The organism is Sphingobacterium kitahiroshimense (assembly GCF_025961315.1).
GTDB classification, from domain to species: Bacteria; Bacteroidota; Bacteroidia; order Sphingobacteriales; family Sphingobacteriaceae; genus Sphingobacterium; species Sphingobacterium anhuiense.
Map to the genome: position 1 here is coordinate 2,832,084 of NZ_JAOQNK010000001.1, position 20,566 is coordinate 2,852,649.

9 protein-coding genes are annotated in these 20,566 nt (G+C 36.6%); all 9 read left to right on the plus strand.

Annotated elements, in window-relative coordinates; translation table 11 throughout:
- Window positions 1-52 precede the first annotated feature (52 nt).
- Window positions 53-2,419, plus strand: a complete 2,367-nt coding sequence (locus M2265_RS12640) for an ABC transporter permease (protein ID WP_132773491.1) — start codon at window positions 53-55, stop codon at window positions 2,417-2,419.
- A gap of 49 nt (window positions 2,420-2,468) precedes the next feature.
- Window positions 2,469-3,146: an ABC transporter ATP-binding protein gene (locus M2265_RS12645; protein ID WP_132773513.1), complete on the plus strand. Its 678-nt coding sequence runs from the start codon at window positions 2,469-2,471 to the stop codon at window positions 3,144-3,146.
- Window positions 3,147-3,239: 93 nt separating this feature from the next.
- Window positions 3,240-5,639 carry an ABC transporter permease gene (locus tag M2265_RS12650; RefSeq protein WP_132773489.1) on the plus strand — a complete coding sequence of 800 codons (2,400 nt, stop codon included), beginning with the start codon at window positions 3,240-3,242 and terminating at the stop codon, window positions 5,637-5,639.
- A gap of 54 nt (window positions 5,640-5,693) precedes the next feature.
- Window positions 5,694-8,093, plus strand: coding sequence for an ABC transporter permease (locus M2265_RS12655; RefSeq protein WP_132773487.1), 2,400 nt, complete (start codon window positions 5,694-5,696; stop codon window positions 8,091-8,093).
- Between the two features lie 71 nt (window positions 8,094-8,164).
- On the plus strand, window positions 8,165-10,564 hold the full coding sequence (locus tag M2265_RS12660; protein ID WP_132773485.1) for an ABC transporter permease: 2,400 nt from the start codon (window positions 8,165-8,167) through the stop codon (window positions 10,562-10,564).
- A 46-nt stretch (window positions 10,565-10,610) separates the two neighbouring features.
- Window positions 10,611-13,016 (plus strand): ABC transporter permease, encoded by a 2,406-nt coding sequence (locus tag M2265_RS12665; protein ID WP_132773483.1) that lies wholly within the window; start codon window positions 10,611-10,613, stop codon window positions 13,014-13,016.
- A gap of 52 nt (window positions 13,017-13,068) precedes the next feature.
- Window positions 13,069-15,474, plus strand: coding sequence for an ABC transporter permease (locus M2265_RS12670; RefSeq protein ID WP_132773481.1), 2,406 nt, complete (start codon window positions 13,069-13,071; stop codon window positions 15,472-15,474).
- Window positions 15,475-15,638: 164 nt separating this feature from the next.
- On the plus strand, window positions 15,639-18,011 hold the full coding sequence (locus tag M2265_RS12675; protein ID WP_132773479.1) for an ABC transporter permease: 2,373 nt from the start codon (window positions 15,639-15,641) through the stop codon (window positions 18,009-18,011).
- 136 nt (window positions 18,012-18,147) lie between these two features.
- Entirely contained in the window at window positions 18,148-20,529 is a 2,382-nt protein-coding gene (locus tag M2265_RS12680; protein ID WP_132773477.1) for an ABC transporter permease, read from the plus strand.
- Window positions 20,530-20,566: the final 37 nt, after the last annotated feature.

The window sequence follows — 20,566 nt, forward strand, 5'->3', positions numbered from 1 at the left end:
TTTCTGAGGTGTTTTTCAATAGTTTAACACCTCATTCTAATACATTAAAGACATGATTAAAAATTTTATAAAAGCCACCTTTCGTAACCTTTGGAAAACCAAAAGCTACAGCTTTCTTAATATTTTTGGGCTCGCTATTGGCATTGCCGCAGCAGCTTTAATTTTTCTATGGGTAGAAAATGAGATAAACTATAATAAGAACTTTACGAAAATAGATGACATCTATGTTGTTAAATCCAAACAGACTTATGATGGTGCTACTTTCGTATTCGAATCAACTCCAGGCACCTTAAGCCAAGCTATTGAAAAAGAAATTCCAGGTATAAAACATGCAGTAAGAGTTGGCTCGAATAATTCCCTATTGTTTTCAAATGGGGAGAATAATCTCTATCTAAATGGTTATCATGCCGAACCCGAAATTCTCGATTTATTATCAATAAATTTCCTACAAGGTAATCGTTCTGAAGCACTTAAAGAGCCTAATAATATTATTCTTAGTTTGGATGGTGCAAAGCTATTATTTGGGGATGAACCCGCACTTGGAAAGTCTGTTCATATCGGTAACAATGAATCGTATATTGTTTCTGGTATTGTCCAGGATTTTCCGAATAATAGCAGTTTGAAATTTAATTGGATGATTCCTTTCAAAAAATTTGAGACCGGACAAGAATGGTTAAAAGAATGGGGTAATAATGGAATCATGACCTTGATCCAACTGGAGAAAAATGCTGATGTTAATCAGATTAATGCTAAGTTATTAGACTTTGTTAAAAATAAAACAAACGGCCAAGTTACATTTTCTAAGAACTTCCTTTATCCGATGAACCGCTGGCGCCTTTACAATGCATTCGATCAAAATGGGAACGAGAAAGAAGGTGGGATTAAAAATGTCAAGTTATTTAGTCTTGTCGCCTGCATCGTATTACTAATTGCTTGCATTAATTTCATGAACCTGGCTACAGCCAGATCGGAAAAAAGAGCTAAAGAGGTTGGTATGCGTAAAGTGGTTGGAGCAACAAAAAATTCTTTAATTGCTCAGTTTTTGGGAGAATCTTTGATCTTCGCCTTTCTTTCCGCATTATTGGCGATTGTGTTTATCTACATATCCATTGGACCATTCAATAGTATTATCAATCAAAAACTCGAAGTAAATCTATTGAGTACAAACCATCTATTATTTTTACTCACTATTGTATTATCATGTGGCATATTTGCTGGAAGTTATCCTGCATTTTATCTTTCGTCATTCAATCCTATTTCGACGTTAAAAGGACACAAGCAGAAAGCTGGTGCGTCAATTTTCATTCGAAAAGGATTGGTAGTTTTGCAATATACCGCATCAATTGTTCTTATTATAAGTACGATTATCATTTATCAACAGATAAACTATGCCAAAGGTCGAGATTTAGGTTATAATCGCAGTCAAGTCATTACCACCAATCTCCAAGGTGATTTATCTAAACATATTGATTTAATAAAAGATCAGTTAAAAGCTACAGGAAATATTGAACATGTAGGGCTTAGCGATATGAGTGTTTTAAATATCGGCAGCAATTCAAGTGGGTTTGAATGGGAAGGGAAAGATCCCAAATCCAGTATTCTAATTAGTATGTTGCGAACTGATGATGGTTTTATTCCAAGCATGGACATGAAAATGATAGATGGACGTAACTTTAATCCACACTTTTTAGGAGATAGTACATCTATTATCGTAAATGAGACTCTCGCAAAAATGATCAAAAAAGATGGAATGGTTGCAGGAAGTACGATTACCTATGGAACAGAATCCTTTCGAATAGCGGGTGTTGTTAAAAACTTTCTTTATAACAGTGTCTATTCATCGCCAATGCCACTTATTTTTATTCCTTTTTCTGCATCTAATGGAATCTTAAATATTAAAACTAAAAATGGTGTTGATTTTCCGGTCGTTATTCAGCAAATTGAAAAAATTATTAAAAAATATAATCCCTCTTATCCTTTTGAATATCGGTTTTTAGATGATTCTTTTAATAATACATTTCAATCTGAACTGTTTATTCAAAAACTAGCCTCAGTGTTTTCCATCCTTTCTATTATCATCTCTTGCCTAGGTCTATTTGGGCTGTCAGCTTTTGCAACAGCACAGCGATCAAAAGAAATTGGTATTCGAAAAGTATTGGGAGCATCTGTTACGCGACTGATCAATATGCTCAATCGTGAATTCATTATACTCATCTTTCTATCTTGCCTGATCGCTTTTCCGATCGCTTGGTACATGATGAATCAATGGTTAGGTAATTATGGTTATCGCATTGATATCTCCTGGCTAGTATTTTTACTCAGTGGAGCACTTGCACTTGTTATCGCCATCATAACGATTTCAGGCCAAGCTTTAAAGGCGGCATTATCTAACCCTACAAACTCATTAAGAGATCAATAATAAAATAGAACAATTACAAACAATACATAAAGATATGAGCACAAAAAATATGATCAAAATCAGTAACCTTCAAAAGTACTATCGTACAGAAGAAGTAGAGACCGTGGCACTCAACAATTTGAATATCCATGTTAAGGAGGGTGAATTTGTTGCCGTCATGGGACCCTCTGGATGTGGTAAGTCAACGCTGCTCAATATTATCGGGCTTCTGGATGATTTGGATGAAGGTAGCTACTTATTTAATGAAATTGAAGTCGCTAAATTCAAAGAACGTGGCCGTTCGGATTTACGTAAGCATAATATTGGTTTTGTCTTTCAGAGTTTTAATCTGATCGATGAATTGACGGTATTTGAAAATGTAGAACTTCCTCTAGTTTATACCAATGTTCCTGCAGCAGAGCGTAAACGTCGTGTTGAAGAGGTGCTGGAGAAAGTACAGATCATGCATCGACGCAATCACTTCCCTCAACAACTGTCTGGAGGTCAGCAGCAACGTGTTGCAGTGGCTCGCGCCGTGGTCAATAATCCAAAACTAATTCTTGCCGATGAGCCTACAGGTAACTTAGATTCCAATAATGGTAACGAAGTGATGCAATTATTAACAGAGTTGAATGAAGCTGGAACAACGATCGTCATGGTAACACATAGTGAGCATGATGCTAAGTTTTCCGATCGTGTGATCCGCATGTTAGATGGACAGGTCATTATGGAAACAGCAACATTATAATTGATCACTTTAATAAATAATTATAATAACAAGTCTAAAAACTGAATCAGGGTTGTAAGAAAAAATACACCAGTTGAAGCAACATAAATTAAGATGATAAAGAACTATTTAAAACTAACCTTACGTAGCCTTTGGAAAATCAAAGGGTATTCGGCCATTAATATTCTTGGACTCACTGTAGGTCTAACTAGTTTCTTGATGATCTTATTATACCTCAACTATGAACTTAATTATGACCGTTGGGATGCGGAACTTGAAAAAGTATATAAAGTATCGCTTCGTGACGCCGAGAATGATATTTCTCCCAATACACAGGCACCTTTAGCGACTTTATTGCTTGAAAATGGTTCTCAAATCGAATCTAGCACTAAAATTTCAACAGATGCTACTTTTGAAGTACCTCTTTCTGTAGGAGAAAAAACATTTTCACAAAGTGGTACCATATCTGCAGACTCACTCTTTTTCTCAGTCTTTCCATATAAGATTGTAGCAGGAGATGCATTAAATCCTCTACAGAAACCAAATGCCATGGTTATTAGTGAATCGATGGCTAATAAACTTTTCGGAAATGAAAACCCAATAGGAAAGACTATTAAAACATTCAATTCATTTGATTTCGAGGTGACTGCAATTATGGAAAATCCAGAAGGGCCGACTCATCTGAATATTGAAATCGTATACCGTTCACCATTTGAAAAACAAAACTATCATTGGGGAAATTGGTCCTTCCATACGTATGTTAAAACCAAAGATATCCTAGCTGGAAATGATTTGGAGACAGCAATAGACCGTATTTATTATACGGAAAGACTTATGAAAGAAACAGGAAAGACGTATGATCAGTATATCAAATCTGCCAATCGCACAAGTCTTTTTGTCGATGCCGTTCATGATATCCATAATTTCCCTAAACACGGAACTAGCAATATTGGCACGATTTCAATCTTATTGGTTTTAGCTATACTGCTTCTCTTTACTGGAGCAATTAATCTTAGTAACCTTTCGATCGCATCTTCTTTGAGACGCGCTAAAGAGGTCGGGATCAAAAAAGTTCTAGGCTCTAGCCGTGCTAATTTATTTTGGCAATTTATGGTGGAAATTGCCCTGCAATGTACCATCGCATTATTCTTATCCTTCCTACTTTTAAGCGTAGCCATACCTTATTTTAATCAGGAATTCGGAGTCTCTTTAAATTTATTTGGTATAGGATCTTCGTGGTCAATAATTGCTCAGATTGCCGGTTGCCTCGTTACTGTCACCTTGCTTTCCGGACTTTATCCGGCCGTTTTCCTCTCGCGCTATAACACCACAAAAGTTCTTAAAGGTGATTACTCAACCGGAAAACAAGGGCTTGCTTTACGAAACGGATTAATTGTGGTTCAATTTGTGGTGGCGACCTTCTTCATTATCAGTATTGTAGTTGTTAATCGGCAATTGACTTACATGCAGCAGTCAGACAAAGGGTTCTCGAGTGAACAGGTACTACGTGTGCAAGCATTCATACAGAAAAACAGAGACGAAAACTTTGACCAGGTTAAAAATGAACTGCTTCGTATACCAGGGGTACAGTCTGTCGCGAAAACAACCAAGGTACCTGGTGATGTTTTATCGGATACATCGACAATGAATTTTAAACATGCAGGAGCTTCCTATCGCCTGGGGTCGGTCAAAGTAAGTCAGGACTATTTTAAAACGCTCAACATTGATTTAGTCGACGGAAGGCCATTCAATGACAGTCATGCTGACCTGCATACAAGATCGGCTATTATTAATGAGGCCGCGGCTCAAAAATTAGGTCTTAAACATACTGGCGGAGCATATATCAGTTACCCTGACTGTGATAGTGTTCCTATCGAGGTGGTAGGAATTGTGAAAAACTTTAATGTGCTGGGCTTTGAGCAGGAAATACAACCGACTGTCTTCACTATAGGTAATGATGCTTGTGTTTTTCAATCAGGAGGTGCGATTTTGGTTAAACTTTCTGGCGGTGACTCGCACAAAACGGTTGCAGGTATTGAGAAACTATGGAAAGATATTGAACCTGGTTTAGGAATTCGTCACTCTTTTTTAGATGAAAATTTTCAACAACTATTTGCGAGTCATCTGCGCTTAAAACGTATCGTCACCTTCTTTGGATTTACAGCCATTGCAATGGCCATTATTGGGCTATTCGCGCTAACTGCATTTTTAATTGGACGTAGGACAAAAGAAATCAGTATCCGTAAGATTCTGGGAGCAGACTTAAGCGATTTAGGAATGTTACTCGGTAAAGATTTTTTACGTCTAGTTGCTTTAGCTGTATTGATTGCAATCCCGCTTGGTTGGTGGGCGACAAATGCTTGGTTGCAAGGCTTCGCTTATAAAATATCTCTTAGTGTGTGGCAATTTGTACTATCGGCAGCTGTCTTACTTATTGTCGCAGCCTGTACGATATGCATTCATATTGTAAAAGCATCCCGTTCAAATATCTCTGATAATCTAAGGAATGAGTAGTATATAAAAAATAAAGCACTTACCGGTTTTAATAGTCTGTGTTATAAAAATATTATGTTAAAGAATTATATCAAAATCGCATGGCGTAGTCTTTGGAAGAATAGATTTTTCAGTATTCTCAATATATTTGGTTTAGCCATAAGCTTGTCCGTTGCTATCCTATTGATAACTTACGGTCGCCAAGAATTAAGTTTTAATAAGCAATTTAAGAAAGAAGCCAATATATATCGTGTTCTATTGGAGTCCAACGGGAAATATAATTATGAGAAATGGAGCAATCTTCCTAATGCGGTTGGTCCCGCAATGCAAGATGATATTCCTGAAGTAAAATCAACCGCCCGATTGGTAAGGCTAGATTTTACAGGGTTTGGTTCTGTCCGTGCTAATGATAATAATTTCATCGAAAAAAATATTTACCTAACCGACTCCTCATTATTTAATGTATTTGATGTTGAATTTATAGAAGGAAATAGTCTTACTGCCTTTTCAAATCCAAAAAATGTTGTTATTTCATCCAGTAAGAAAAGTAAAATATTTGGTAAAGGATCTGCATTAAATAAAAAAATCATCATCAATCAGCGAGATACCTTAAATATTTCAGGTGTATTTCAGGATTTTCCAGCGAACAGTTCATTTGAAGGTGATATTTTCTTGAATATGATGGATTCTTGGATGGGGAAAGATCTCTATTGGTCAAATGCCAGCTACTACACATTTTGCTTATTAAACAATCATGCAGATCCCGCTCAAATAGCAAAAAAAACAACGGCCCTTATTGATAAATATATTCCAAAAGAAAATCAATATTTTACTCAATTTTATTTACAGCCTTTATCCCAAGTTTATTTAAACTCACAGGATTTACGTGATAATATGTCCACTCGCGAAGGAAACATGAAAACTGTAAAAACAGTATTTTTTCTTTCCTTTCTTATTATACTGATCGCATGTATTAATTATATGAATCTGGCGACCGCTCGTTCACAAAAAAATGCGAAGGAAGTTGGTATTAACAAAGTATTGGGGGCTCATCGTAACCAAATCAAATTTCGATTTTACATTGAAACAGGAATTATTGCATTTCTCTCCATTACCCTTGGAATAGTTTTGGCTCTCGTAGCTCTCCCTTTATTTAACCATGTGATTGGTTCTGGTATTGCTGTTTCGAACTTGTTTACGCTAGAAAACATAGGAATTTGTTTGACTATTTGGCTAATTATTACACTTGTAGGTGGGAGTTATCCCGCCTTTATGATGGCCAATATCCCGAGCCTGTCTCTTATGAAAAATATCATTACACAAGGTAAGGTTACCCATTATCTGCGTAAGGGGTTAGTTATATTCCAATTCACCTGCTCTATTATATTGATTATTGGTGTTATTATCATTTCGCTACAGATGCGCCATATCTCTAGAAAAGATCTCGGATATCAGCCGACAAACATTGTCACGATTCCAATACGCGCCGTGCCTTCTATGGACAAGCTGAAGAATATTAAAGAATCTATACAAAAGTTAACGGGGACTGTCAGTATCGCTACTTTACAAACATTTCCTGGTTTTGGTGAAAGTGGAAAAACAATGCATAAACCAGGCGATACGAATGAAGGGCTACCAATAAAGACTTCTAGTAGTTTTGAAGCTATAGTTCCCACACTAGGACTACAGTTGATTGCGGGAAAAGATTTACCGGAAAACTTAGCTCCTACAGATTCTAATTGCTATATTTTGATTAACGAAGTCGTTTCTGCCTATTTAGGGTTTAAGAATGCAAGCGATGCTGTGGGACAGATCATACCGACTGAAATGGCTTCAAATTCAATTATAGTTGGAGTCGTTCGAAATTTTAACTTTCAAAGTTTAAAAGAATCCATTGGTGGGTATATATATTACCGTATGCACAACCCCACTGAAAGTTATCGTTATTTACTTGTTCGTTATGATACACAAAACGTATCTTCCTATATTACCCAAATCCAACAATTATTTACACAACAGGTTCCTGAGGCAGCATTTGACTATCAATTTTTAGATGAACATATCAAAAAATATTACACAGCAGAGAACAGAACTAATCATATTATTTCAACATTCTCCATTTTAACAATTTTTATTGCTTGTTTGGGTTTATTTGGATTGGTTGCATTTACTGCACAACAACGTAAAAAAGAAATTGGAGTACGAAAAGTTTTAGGCTCAAGTACCTTTAAAATCGTTCAACTGCTTTCTGGCCACTTTATAATTTTGATTATCCTTTCTTTATTTATTGCTATACCCATAGCTTGGTGGTTATTTTCTCATTGGCTTCAGGATTTCAATGATAGAATTACATTTCCATTATGGTCATTCGCTATAGCTGGCTTATTTGCTCTGATAATCGCGTTTGTAACCGTAGGCTATCAAGCACTAAAAGCAGCTTTAATAAATCCTGTAGAAAGTTTGCGAGATGAGTAAACCGTTTTTAATCAATACTAAAAAAAACACTATTGATTCTGTTAGTAAAATCAATAATAAACCTTACGATAATGAACAATTTTAAATTAATATTTAGACAATTATGGCGCAACCGCCTCTTCACCTTACTTAATATTGTAGGGTTATCCATCGGTATCAGTGCCTGTTGGGTGATATTCCGTATTGTCAATTATGAATTTAGTTTTGACCAGAAACATCCTGATAAGGAATTGATTTATAAAGTCCACACGAGCTATCTTGAAAACAACAAAACAGATCATTTTGACGGTATTCCTGCACCACTACCCGCCTTTGTAAAAGATAATTTTTCTGATGTAGCATTATCTGTTCCTGTATTCAGTGAATATTTTGAAAAGGTTAGTTTACCGAATAGTAAAGCATTAGTTTTTGAAGACCCAAAGGAAATTATTGGAACTACACCAGATTATTTCAAACTCACCGATTATCACTGGTTGCAGGGAAATAAAGATATCGTATTTAAGAACCCTAATGAAGTGGTTTTGACGGCATCAAGAGCAAAATTGTATTTCCCGAAAAACACGTTTGCAGATATTATTGGCAAAACCTTATCCTACGACAGTACGTTATTTACAGTTGCTGGAATCGTGGAAGATCTAGCTTACCCAAGTAGTTTTATCGGTAAAGAATTTATGCAGATTCCGACAAAGGATTGGACAAGTACCACTTGGACAAATTCTAATTCCAATTGGCAGATGTTTATTAAGGTTAAATCGCCGAACGTTATTGCTCCCATTTTAAAATCGGTTAATGCTAAATTCCATGAGATGACCAATGAAGAATTTAAAAAATACGGCTTCAGTATGTCATCAAACTTAATTCCGCTATCTGAATTACATTTCACATCATTTGCACAAAAAAGTAGCGACAAAAAAACAATGTATGGCATTATTGGCATCGGAATTTTTCTACTGATACTTGCTTGCATAAACTATATCAATTTAACGACAGCCCAAGTTCCACATAGAGCAAAGGAAATAGGTATCAGAAAAACGTTGGGAGAGAGTCAAAAGAGAATAACCGTCATCTTCTTTCTCGAAACATTTATCATCACAATATTGGCACTCTTGTTATCATGGCCACTAGTTAAAATTATCCAATCGAGCTTAAGTTCCTACATTCCGCAGCAGATGTACAGCTTTGCTGACAACTTAACGGTTCTATCATTTATAGCCGGGACGACAATTTTAATCACACTACTATCTAGTTGGTATCCGGCCATGCTCATTAATCGAGTTAAAATCTCCGAAGTTATCAAAATTACAGGAGGCAGTAAAGTGAAAATGGGCGGCCTGTCTTTACGAAAAACACTTATTGTATTTCAATTTGTGATTGCTCAAATATTTGTTGTCTCCACGTTTATCATCGGAATGCAACTTAAACATTCTTTAAATAGTAAACTTGGCTTCAACAAAGAAGCAATTATTACGCTACAGCTTCCATATAAAAGCTTTCAAAATGCTGATACGGATCCCTTCACCTATAAGCATGCTTTGGAAGGACTTTCTGTCATCAAACACGTTTCTTTGGGGCATCTCCCGATGAGCGGTGATCATTGGGGTAATTCGATCGTTGTAAAAAGTGATACCGGAGAAGTACGGGTGGATCATCAATTTAAGTTTATAGACGATGACTATTTTAAATTATACAATATCAATATACTGGCTGGTCGAGCGATTAAACTATCGGACACAGCTTCAGGTATTGCTCTAAATCTAGTGGCTATTGAGAAACTAGGATTTAAATCTGCATCAGAGGCTATTGGTAATTTTGTAAAAATAGATGATCAGGATCGACAAATCGTTACCGTGATTGATAACTTTCACAGTAAAAATATGCACAGTAAAATTGGCCCTTTAGAGCTCAGACCTTCAAACAAAAAAGGACAATTAAAGAATATGAGTATTCAATTGCCGGATCATCAGGAAAAATGGTCATCTGCCTTGCAACAGATTGAAAAGGAATGGAAAAAATACTATCCAAATGCTCCATTTAAATACGAATTTTATGATCAGCAAATAAAAAATCAATATGAAAACGATACGAAGTTTTCAAAAATAATCAATTTGTCTACCTCAATAACCATTTTATTAAGTTGCTTAGGACTGATTGGCCTTGTGACGATTACTACAGCCCAACGGACAAAAGAGATTGGAATCCGTAAGGTATTGGGTAGCAAAATTTCTGGAATCATTGCATTACTATCCAAAGAATACATCAAATTAATTTTCATTTCGATTCTGATAGCATCTCCAATTGCCTGGTGGGCGATGAATCATTGGCTGAATGATTTTGCTTATAAAATTACGCTCAGTTGGTGGATGTTTACAATTCCTGCAGTGATTACTTTGCTTATTGCATTTATTACCATGAGCTATCATTCCATCAAAGCCGCAAACGCCAATCCCGTTGAGAGTTTGCGCGATGAATAAAGCTAAAATTTAGACATTAATGTTAACATCTTAAATAATTACAGCCATGATCAAGAGCTACATTAAAATAGCAATAAGAAACTTAAAGCGAAATATTTCTATTTCATTAATCAATGTATGTGGATTAGCTTTAGGCATTGCGACCTGCTTACTCATCAGTCTGTATATCACTGATGAACTTAGCTATGATCGTTTTAATAAACAGGCTGACCGCATCGTTCGCGTAGTTTTTAAAGGAAAAGTAAAGGGTGGCGATATCAAGGAAGCTCATATCATGCCACCTGTTGCTTCAACGATGAAGGCTGAATTATCGGATGTCGAAGAAACGGCTCGCTTACGCATGGGAGGAGTTCCGCTATTTCAAATAGGCAACCAGGTTTTTCACGATGCCAATTTAGCATATGTTGATGCATCCTTCTTCAAGATATTCACATTACCTTTATTGAAAGGAGATCCTTTAACCGCATTAGCGGAGCCGAATACTGCTATTATATCTGAAACGATGGCACGTAAATACTTCAATACCAATGATGTGATCGGGAAAGAACTACCAATAAAGGGAAATGGGACAATTCTTAAAATAACGGGTATAATGAAAAATATACCCAAAAACTCTCATTTTAATTTTGATATTTTCACTTCCATCGATGCGCTTGAAGATGCACGATCTATTTCCTGGATGACTTCGGAATATTATACCTATGCGCTATTAAAAAAAGATGTAACAGTTAAACAAGTGGAGACTAAACTCGCGACCTTATTTGACAAGCATGTGGGACCTCAGTTTATGGCAGGTTTCGGAATGAGTTATGAAGATTACAAAAAGACCGGGAATAAGATCGGACTTTATCTGCAGCCTTTAACTGATATCCATCTACACTCTGACTTTGTATATGACCTGAGTCCGTCTGGCAATATCAGATACCTTTATATTTTTGGAGTAATCGGCATCTTTATGCTCCTGATTGCTACGATCAATTTTATGAACCTATCGACCGCCAGTGGGTCTAAAAGATTTAAAGAAGTTGGCGTAAGAAAAGTATTAGGAGCTGGAAAACAAAAACTGTTGATTCAATTTTTCACCGAAGGTATTCTGACTACTTATATTGCTTTAGTATTAGCTATAGCTATTGTATTACTTGCACTCCCCTTGTTTAATCACTTTTCGGGAAAATATTTGGAGATCGGACAGCTTTCCTTCATCACAACAATTCCTTTATTACTTGGATTTGGTTTACTGATCGGTTTATTCTCCAGTAGTTATCCTGCTCTATACTTATCATCATTTAATCCTATAATGATCTTAAGAAACAGGTTCAACGCCTCTGGAAATGGTCTGGGATTAAGAAGTGGCCTTGTGGTATTTCAATTTATCGTTTCAGTCGGATTGATATTTAGCACTGTAGTGGTAAGTCGTCAGCTGGACTACATGCGTCATATCAAACTTGGTTATGACAAGGAAAATGTTGTCATTATTCAAAGCTGGCCTCTAGGAGCTAACGAAAAAGATTTCGCTGAACGCCTAACTCAGGATAGCCGCGTACTACATGTTTCACACTCGTCTTATCTTCCTGCGGGAGCTACCTACAATAACAATTTTTTTATCTATCCAAAAGAGAGCCCTAACCAATGGGTAAAAACTCTCCGTTATGATGTTGACGAGCAATACATTCCTACCATGGGTATGAAGTTGAAAGAAGGTCGTAATTTTTCAAAAAACTATGGCAATGATAGTCTATCGGTTGTGATCAACGAAACTGCTGCCAAAAATCTAGGTTGGAAAGATAATATCATTGGTCGAACATTAACTGATAAGGATAATAAAGTATTGCAGGTGATCGGTGTTGTTGAAGATTTTCATTTTAAACCGTTGCATGAAACTATTGCTCCTTTGGTGATGGTATTGAATGATCAGGCAGGAAATCTGATTATCAAAACTAAGGCGACAGACATGGAAAAATTACTGGCAACAGTAAAACAGTATTACAATGCATATCCTTCAGATCTTCCCTTTGATTATTCTTTTCTTGATGATCGTTATAATCAGACCTATCAGTCGGAACTTAAGACCGGACAATTACTGACTATCTTTGCGTCACTGACCATTTTTGTTGCCTGCCTTGGATTATTGGGATTGGCGATTTTCACCACGCATCAACGTAAAAAAGAAATTGGAATCCGAAAAGTAATCGGTGCTTCTGTTCCTGATATTGCGCGTATGTTATCCTTTGAATTTATTCGATTAGTGGTCATTGCCATCATTATTGCCTCCCCTATTGCCTGGTGGATGATGCACATGTGGCTGGAAGATTTCGCTTATCGCATCGACATTCAATGGTGGATGTTTGCTATTACAGGATTTTTAGCTGTCTTCATTGCGCTATTTACAGTCAGTTCACAAGCAATAAGGGCGGCGGTTGCTAACCCTGTCAATAGTTTAAAAGATGAATAATACAATTAAAGCCCACATACTTCAAAAGAAATAAAGACCTAAAATATAAACAATGATCAAGAACTATATAAAAATCGCATGGAGAAATCTTTGGAAAAACAAGGGTTATTCTTCCATCAACATCGTTGGGTTAGCCATAGGCTTAGCTTGCTGTTTATTAATCGTCTTATATATTCATGATGAATTATCCTATGATAAATACCATGTAAATAAAGACCGCATTTATCGTGTTATTAATTCTTTCGAAGACAACGAGAAATTAATCCGAAAAAATGTATGGGGGGTTGCCCCTATAGGTCCAGCTTTAAAAGCTGATTTCCCAGAAGTGAAGAATGTGGTCCAATTTTCAGGAGTTACCTCCATTTCTTTAAAGAATAAGGAAAAGGTATTCCAGGAAGAGCGTGTATTTTTTATGGACTCAACGGCATTTGATATTTTTAGCTGGAAAGTACTGGCGGGTAGTCCAACAACTGCTTTGACTGCTCCTTATACTGCTGTTTTAACCGCAAGCACAGCCAAAAAATATTTTGGGAATGAAAATCCGATTGGGAAAACACTAGAAGGGGGACTTGCCGCCGGACGGGCAGATCCGGGACTATACAAAGTCACAGCGGTTATTGAAGATGTTCCTTCCAACTCCCATTTTACATTTGATGCTTTGCTCTCGATGAGTACCTTTAGAAAAGCTTTTACAGATCGTTTTGAAAGCTGGGGATATGTCGATTTTTATACTTACATACTGGTATCCGATCAATTTAACCTTTCTAATTTTAATAAGAAAATTCCGCAATTTCTCAAAAAGAATGTTCCTTCTGCAGAGGGCAAGTATAATTTCCAACTCGAACCTATACTGGATGCCTATATGCATTCGTCTGCAGGCAGACAGCCTGGTGTAACGGGGAGCGTACAGAATCTGTACATATTTGCTATCATAGGTCTATTTATCCTTTTCATCGCCTGTGTAAATTTCATGAATTTGGCTACATCTCGTTCCATGGAGAGAGCGAAAGAAGTAGGTGTGCGAAAAGCGATTGGCGCGAACCACCGTAATTTGATTCTTCAATTTATGTGTGAGTCGTTAGCTTTAGTTTTTATCGCTGCATTACTGGCATTGCTATTGGTTATCGTACTTCTTCCTTCCATGGAGGCCTTTGCAGGGAAACATTTTGCATGGAGCAGTCTATTCAATTTGACAACATTCAGTATCTTTCTAGGTATCGTGACAATAACCGGTATTGTTGCTGCTAGTTATCCGGCTTTTATTTTAGCGCGTTTTAAACCTATCGAAGTTTTAAAGGGAACATTTAAAACTGCTGGTGGAGGGCAATTTTTACGAAAGGGATTAGTAATCTTTCAGTTTGGTTTATCCATTGTACTTATTGCAGGAACCTGTATTGTCTTTTCACAATTATATCACCTGCAACATACGAATCTTGGTTTTCAGAAAGATCAGATGCTGGTTATCGATTATAATTTTGACGATGGGGTCAACAAGAATTTAGAAGCAATTAAAAATACGTTTAAGAGAGATAAGGACGTCATAGCGGTATCATCATCGCGCAGTGTTCCGGGTACATTTTTCCCTAATGCGGGCACAGAGATAGAGACTAAAGAAGGAAAAATGACGATGTTGGGTCCTGCACTTTTTGAGGTGGATATTGATTTTATCCCGAACATGGGCATTGAAATGGTCGCAGGACGGGCTTATTCCCGGGATTTTCCTGCCGACACTGCACACTCCATGATAATCAATGAAGCTGCAGCTAAACTTTGGGGCTATAGCAATCCACAGGATATTATTGGAAAGCGTTTTACGCAATGGGGACAAGAGGGACAGGTTATCGGCGTTGTAAAAGACTTTAACTATATGTCTTTACATAATAAGGTTGAACCACTTGCTTTGCGATTATCACCGTGGAGCAGCAAATTTATAACGATTAAATTGCAACAAGCGAATCAACCGGAAACTATTGCCCGCATCGAAAAGATCTGGACAGGTCTAGCTCCCCAGATTCCTTTTAATTATACATTTTTGGATCAGAGTTTTAAACGTCAATATGAAGCAGATTATCGTTTCCAAAGAATTTTCACCACATTTTCAGGATTTGCAATTTTTATTGCCTGTTTAGGACTCTTGGGGCTTGTGACTTATACCGCTCAACAACGTACCAAAGAAATTGGCATCCGTAAGGTCCTCGGATCTAGTGTTTTTGGAATCATACAATTATTATCTCTTGACTTCATCAAACTTGTCATTATTGCTATATGTATTGCCATACCGGTAGCCTATTGGGCAATGGGTAAGTGGCTCAATAATTTTGCTTATCACATTGATATGCAATGGTGGATGTTTGGTATAGCGGGGGTGAGCGCATTATTCATTGCTTTAGCAACTGTAGGGTATCAAGCTTTAAAAGCTGCAAAGGCAAATCCTGTTGATAGTTTAAGAGATCAGTAATTTAGTATACATGTACGTTTGCGAACGCCAACTGTTCGGAAACGTACACTTATGCGAGCACACAAAACAATCTAAACACCTATATATAAGACTATTAAAATATTGGCTTAGGGATTGGACTTTAAAATTATAAAAGGAACAAAATATAATCAATCAAAACCTTTATGATTTTTAAATATATTAAAACTGCCTGGCGTAATCTAAAAAAAAGCAAGTTTTACACCGCAATCAATATTTTAGGACTTTCGATCAGTATTGCTACAGCAATCTTGATCTTATTATGGGTACAGGACGAAATCAGTTTTGATCGTTTCCATAAAGATTATAAACAGATATATAATGTCCATAACATCTGGAAAGATGGCGATAAGGAACAAATTTCCAATAGTACACCTGGTCCGGTCGGATTTTATGCAAAAGATGTTCCTGCCATTGAATCTTCGGTTAGGATAGTAGGAGAAGATTCCGGAGTCATTAGCTTAAAGGGTCAAAAAGATGTCTACACTGGAATTGCTATAGCCTATGCTGACAGTACATTTTTCAAATTCTTTTCTTTTCCACTACTTCAATCCAGTAAGCCTAATATTCTGACTTCTCTAGATGAAGTGACGATTAGCGAAACGCTGAATAAAAAACTTTTTAATGGTCAGGATGCAATTGGAAAAACACTACTATTGGGGAAAACTCCTTTCCTAGTGACAGGTATATTTCAAGATATGCCACAAAATTCATCTTTAAAATACGATATTATCTTTCCAATGAGCTTTCTTGCAAAATCATTTACTGAAAATGGAGGAAATGGTGTCTGGAAAACAATTGATGAGGATCTGGGTAATTATTATTTTGACACCTACATAAAATTACGTTCCGAATCAAACCCTGATCAGGCAATTGCTCAAATTAATAACAGCTTCATCAAGGCTCGTAATGGAAATACAAAAACTACTTTTAAACTTGGATCACTAGCTGATAAACATTTAATCGCTCCTGATGGAAATAAATCGGCCTTGCGTATGGTGCAGATATTTGGTGCAGTAGCTTTACTCCTACTTTTTATTGGCGCTATCAACTATGTTAATCTTGCTACAGCTCGGGCTATGGACCGTGCTAAGGAGGTAAGCATCCGAAAAATTGTAGGCGCTAGCCGCAAGCAACTGTTTTTTCAGTTTATGGCCGAAACCTTCCTAACATTTACCTTAGCAACTTTTACTGCAGGTATCTGGGTGATGCTATCATTCTCCGCATATAACAGTATTTCGGGTAAATCAATGGTATTTGACCTGCAAAATCCAGCGTTGTGGCTTTTAATTGGATCTGCATTGTTACTTACTGTTTTATTGTCCAGTATATATCCTTCCATACAACTGTCATCTTTTAAGCCAATTGCAGCACTGAAAGGCAAATCATCCAAACCCACAAATAGTATCTTCCGAAAAGGCCTGGTTGTATTTCAATATGCGACATCCATCATTCTAATTATCTGCACCCTAGTTATTCAAAAACAGATGAAATACATCCGTAATTATAACTTAGGATATGATACCTCGTATATTTTTACAGTCTCACTTAATGAAGGCTCTATAGAAAATAAATCTACAGTAGAAACTAAATTGGCAGAAGATCCCGCTATCACTGCATACTCCATCAATGGTGTTTATGATCCTATGAGCTATGGTAATTCTACCGGGGATATCGATTGGCCAAATCGTCCAAAAGATTACACACTCATTGTTGGACGCGCTACGATTGATAAAAATTTCATTCCTTTAATGGGTATGAAATTCGTAGAGGGCGGTAACATCAAAGGCACTCCAGCAGACTCTTCAAGTTATATCATCAATGAAACCATGGCCAAACAAATGGGACTGAAAAAACCATTTGTTGGCGCGCAAATGTCATTGCATGAAGTCCCCGGAACGGTGGTTGGTGTCATCAAGGATTTTAACTTCAATAATCTTAAAAAACCGATTGGTGCTATGGTATATTGGACACATCGCTTCTCAGGCACCTTATATGTTAAAACGACTGCTTCAAATGCTCAAAAAGCAATTGAGAAAGTAAAAACGATTTACAATAGCTATCCTTCGGAAAGGCCATTCGAATACACATTTTTGGACAGTAAAATTGATAAGATGTATAAATCGGACTTACGTACAGGATTGCTTTTCAACATCTTTGCTTCGATTGCTATTTTCGTTTCTTCTCTTGGTCTCTTAGCTTTGGCTACCAATGCGGCACAAACTAAAGTAAAAGAAATCGGAATCCGCAAAGTCTTAGGTGCTAGCATACCACAAATTGTTCAGTTATTAGGAAAAGAGTTTGTGAGCTTACTCATCATCGCTATTTTAATTGCAAGTCCCCTTGCCTGGTATTTTGCAAATGAATGGCTGGCTAATTTCAGTTTTAAAACAGAATTGAATGTTTGGATATTTTTAATCGGCGCTAGTATAGCGCTATTAATTGCAGGGCTGACCATTAGTTATCAAGCCATTCGTGCGGCAAAAGTAAATGTGATCAATAGCCTACGAGATGAATAATTAACATACGTGTTTTTATAAGTTAAGTATTAAGTGTGAAAATGAAGGTCGTCGGTTTTTGAAATCGACGGCTTTCTATGTTAACGAAAAAAGTATGGTGACCAATTAAATCTAACTACTGGCAATCAACTCAATCATGATAAAGAATTATATAAAAATCGCATGGCGAAGTATTTTCGCTAATAAATTCTATACAGGCATTAATATTTTAGGATTGTCGGCTGGATTAGTCGTTGGGATATTCCTCCTACTTTGGATTCAAGATGAGCTATCTTTTGACAGATTCCATAAAAATGAGCGGAGTATCTATAAAATTGGTATTGAAGGTGGAACTGGAATAACTAAAAAAATATTTGAGAATATCATTGCTCCCGTTGGTACTTTTGCAAAGAAAGAGATTCCGGAAGTTAAAGATGCCGTTCGTATCCTCAAAATTGGAGATGGTCCCATCAAATATAAAGAGAAAATATTTATCGAGAAAAGCTTTGCTTTTGTAGATCCGAGCTATTTTTCTGTATTTAATTTTCCTTTGGTTCAAGGCAATCAAAAGTTACCTTTTCCAGACAACAATTCGATTGTCATCACAGCCAGTACTGCCCAACGCTATTTTGGAAATGAAGATCCCATTGGTAAAACGGTCACCATAGGTCTAGATGAACTTTGTGTGGTATCGGGTGTTATCGCAGACTATCCCGAAAATTCAAGTTTACAATTGCAGGTACTTCTTCCCCTTTCTAGGTTTAATGAGCAGGCGTACGTAAAAAATAAAACCACTTATGACAACAAAACATATTTGTCATCCATGGATATGGATTGGTCCAGTTTTTCATTTGAAACTTATCTACTGCTAACTCCCCAAGCGAACCTCACTGCTTTAACTAAAAAGTTACAACAGATACATGAACGCAATAAACCTGAAGATACACCTGTACCTTACGTAGCACAACCACTATCTAAAGTTCACTTATACCACATGGATGGTAGCGATGGAGGAATCGGCGCTGTACATATTTTTATGGGAGTAGCCCTGATGATTATAGCAATAGCGAGTATTAATTATATTAATCTTTCGACTGCACGTTCTTTAAATCGGGCCAAAGAAGTCGGAATTCGAAAAATTATTGGGGCTGGCAAAAGGGAACTTTTCTTTCAGTTTATCATAGAAACTACATTATTGTTTCTTTTTGCAGTAACCATTGCGATAACGGTCGTTTTTATTTTTCTCCCTTCTTTTAATAACTTCTCTGGAAAACAAATAGCATTGGATCTCGCCAGTATTAATTTATGGGTCTACATTTTCATCTTACTGATTGGAACACTTCTCTTAGTGAGCATCTATCCAGCATTACTGCTATCAACTTTTGATCCTATCAAAGTCCTAAAAGGTAATCTGGGAATGAAAAAATCTAGTTCCAGAAAAGTATTGGTTGTATTGCAGTTTACGGTTTCTATTGTTTTGATAACCATGACAATTGTCATTGGTCGTCAATTAGAGTTTATCCGCGACAAAAATCTTGGCTACGAAAAAACCCATATTTTCGCGGTTCCTATGGGATCAAAAATAGGCGAACATTTTGATGCCATCAGAAATGAACTGATAAAAAGCGAAGGAATAAATGATGTAATCCGACTGGGGCGTGATATGATACACGGCGGTGATGCTACTGGAGATAACGATTGGGAAGGAAAACCTGCAAAGTCAAATCTCTGGTTTAATATCACGCATTCAGATCAACATACGCTCGATTTCTTTAAGATAAAACTAGTAGAAGGACGAAACTTTACGGGCTCATTAGCGGACTCTACTCATTTTATTCTAAATGAAACGGCTGTTAGAGAGATGGGGTTAAAAAATCCTATTGGCACCCGTTTGAGAATCCGAACTGTACCTGGAACTATTATTGGTGTCGTGAAAGATTTTAATTACGCTAGTGTACGTCAGAAGATTGAACCTATCGTTTTTAAGTTTAATCCAAAAAATTCTCGACAGCTTTATATAAAAACGAATGAAAATAAAACTGTTGATGCTATAGGCGCTATGGAAAAAATTTGGAAGCAATACTATAATGATATGCCTTTCACTTATAATTTCCTGGATGAAAGCTATCAAAAACTATACACAAGTGAACAAAAACAGGGTACCATATTTAACTTCTTTGCTGTCATAACCATCTTAATATCTTGTTTAGGTCTTTTAGGTTTATGTACATACACCGCACAAGTAAAAACAAAGGAAATTGGGATTAGAAAGGTGCTAGGTGCGACGGTTTTCCACATTATACAAATGCTGAATCGGGAGTTTTTCATCTTAGTCATTATTGCGAATATTATTGCGATTCCTCTTGCTTTATATTTCGCAAATGACTGGCTTCAGGGGTTTGCCTTTAGAACTAATTTACCTATATCTATATTTTTATTTTCCGGTATTCTCACATTGTTCATCACGGCACTTACAGTTAGTTTTCAATCCATTAAGGCTGCAATTATCAATCCTGCAAATAGTTTAAGAGACGAATAGTTACGACCTTTTCATATAAAAGAGATTGCTAAATAAA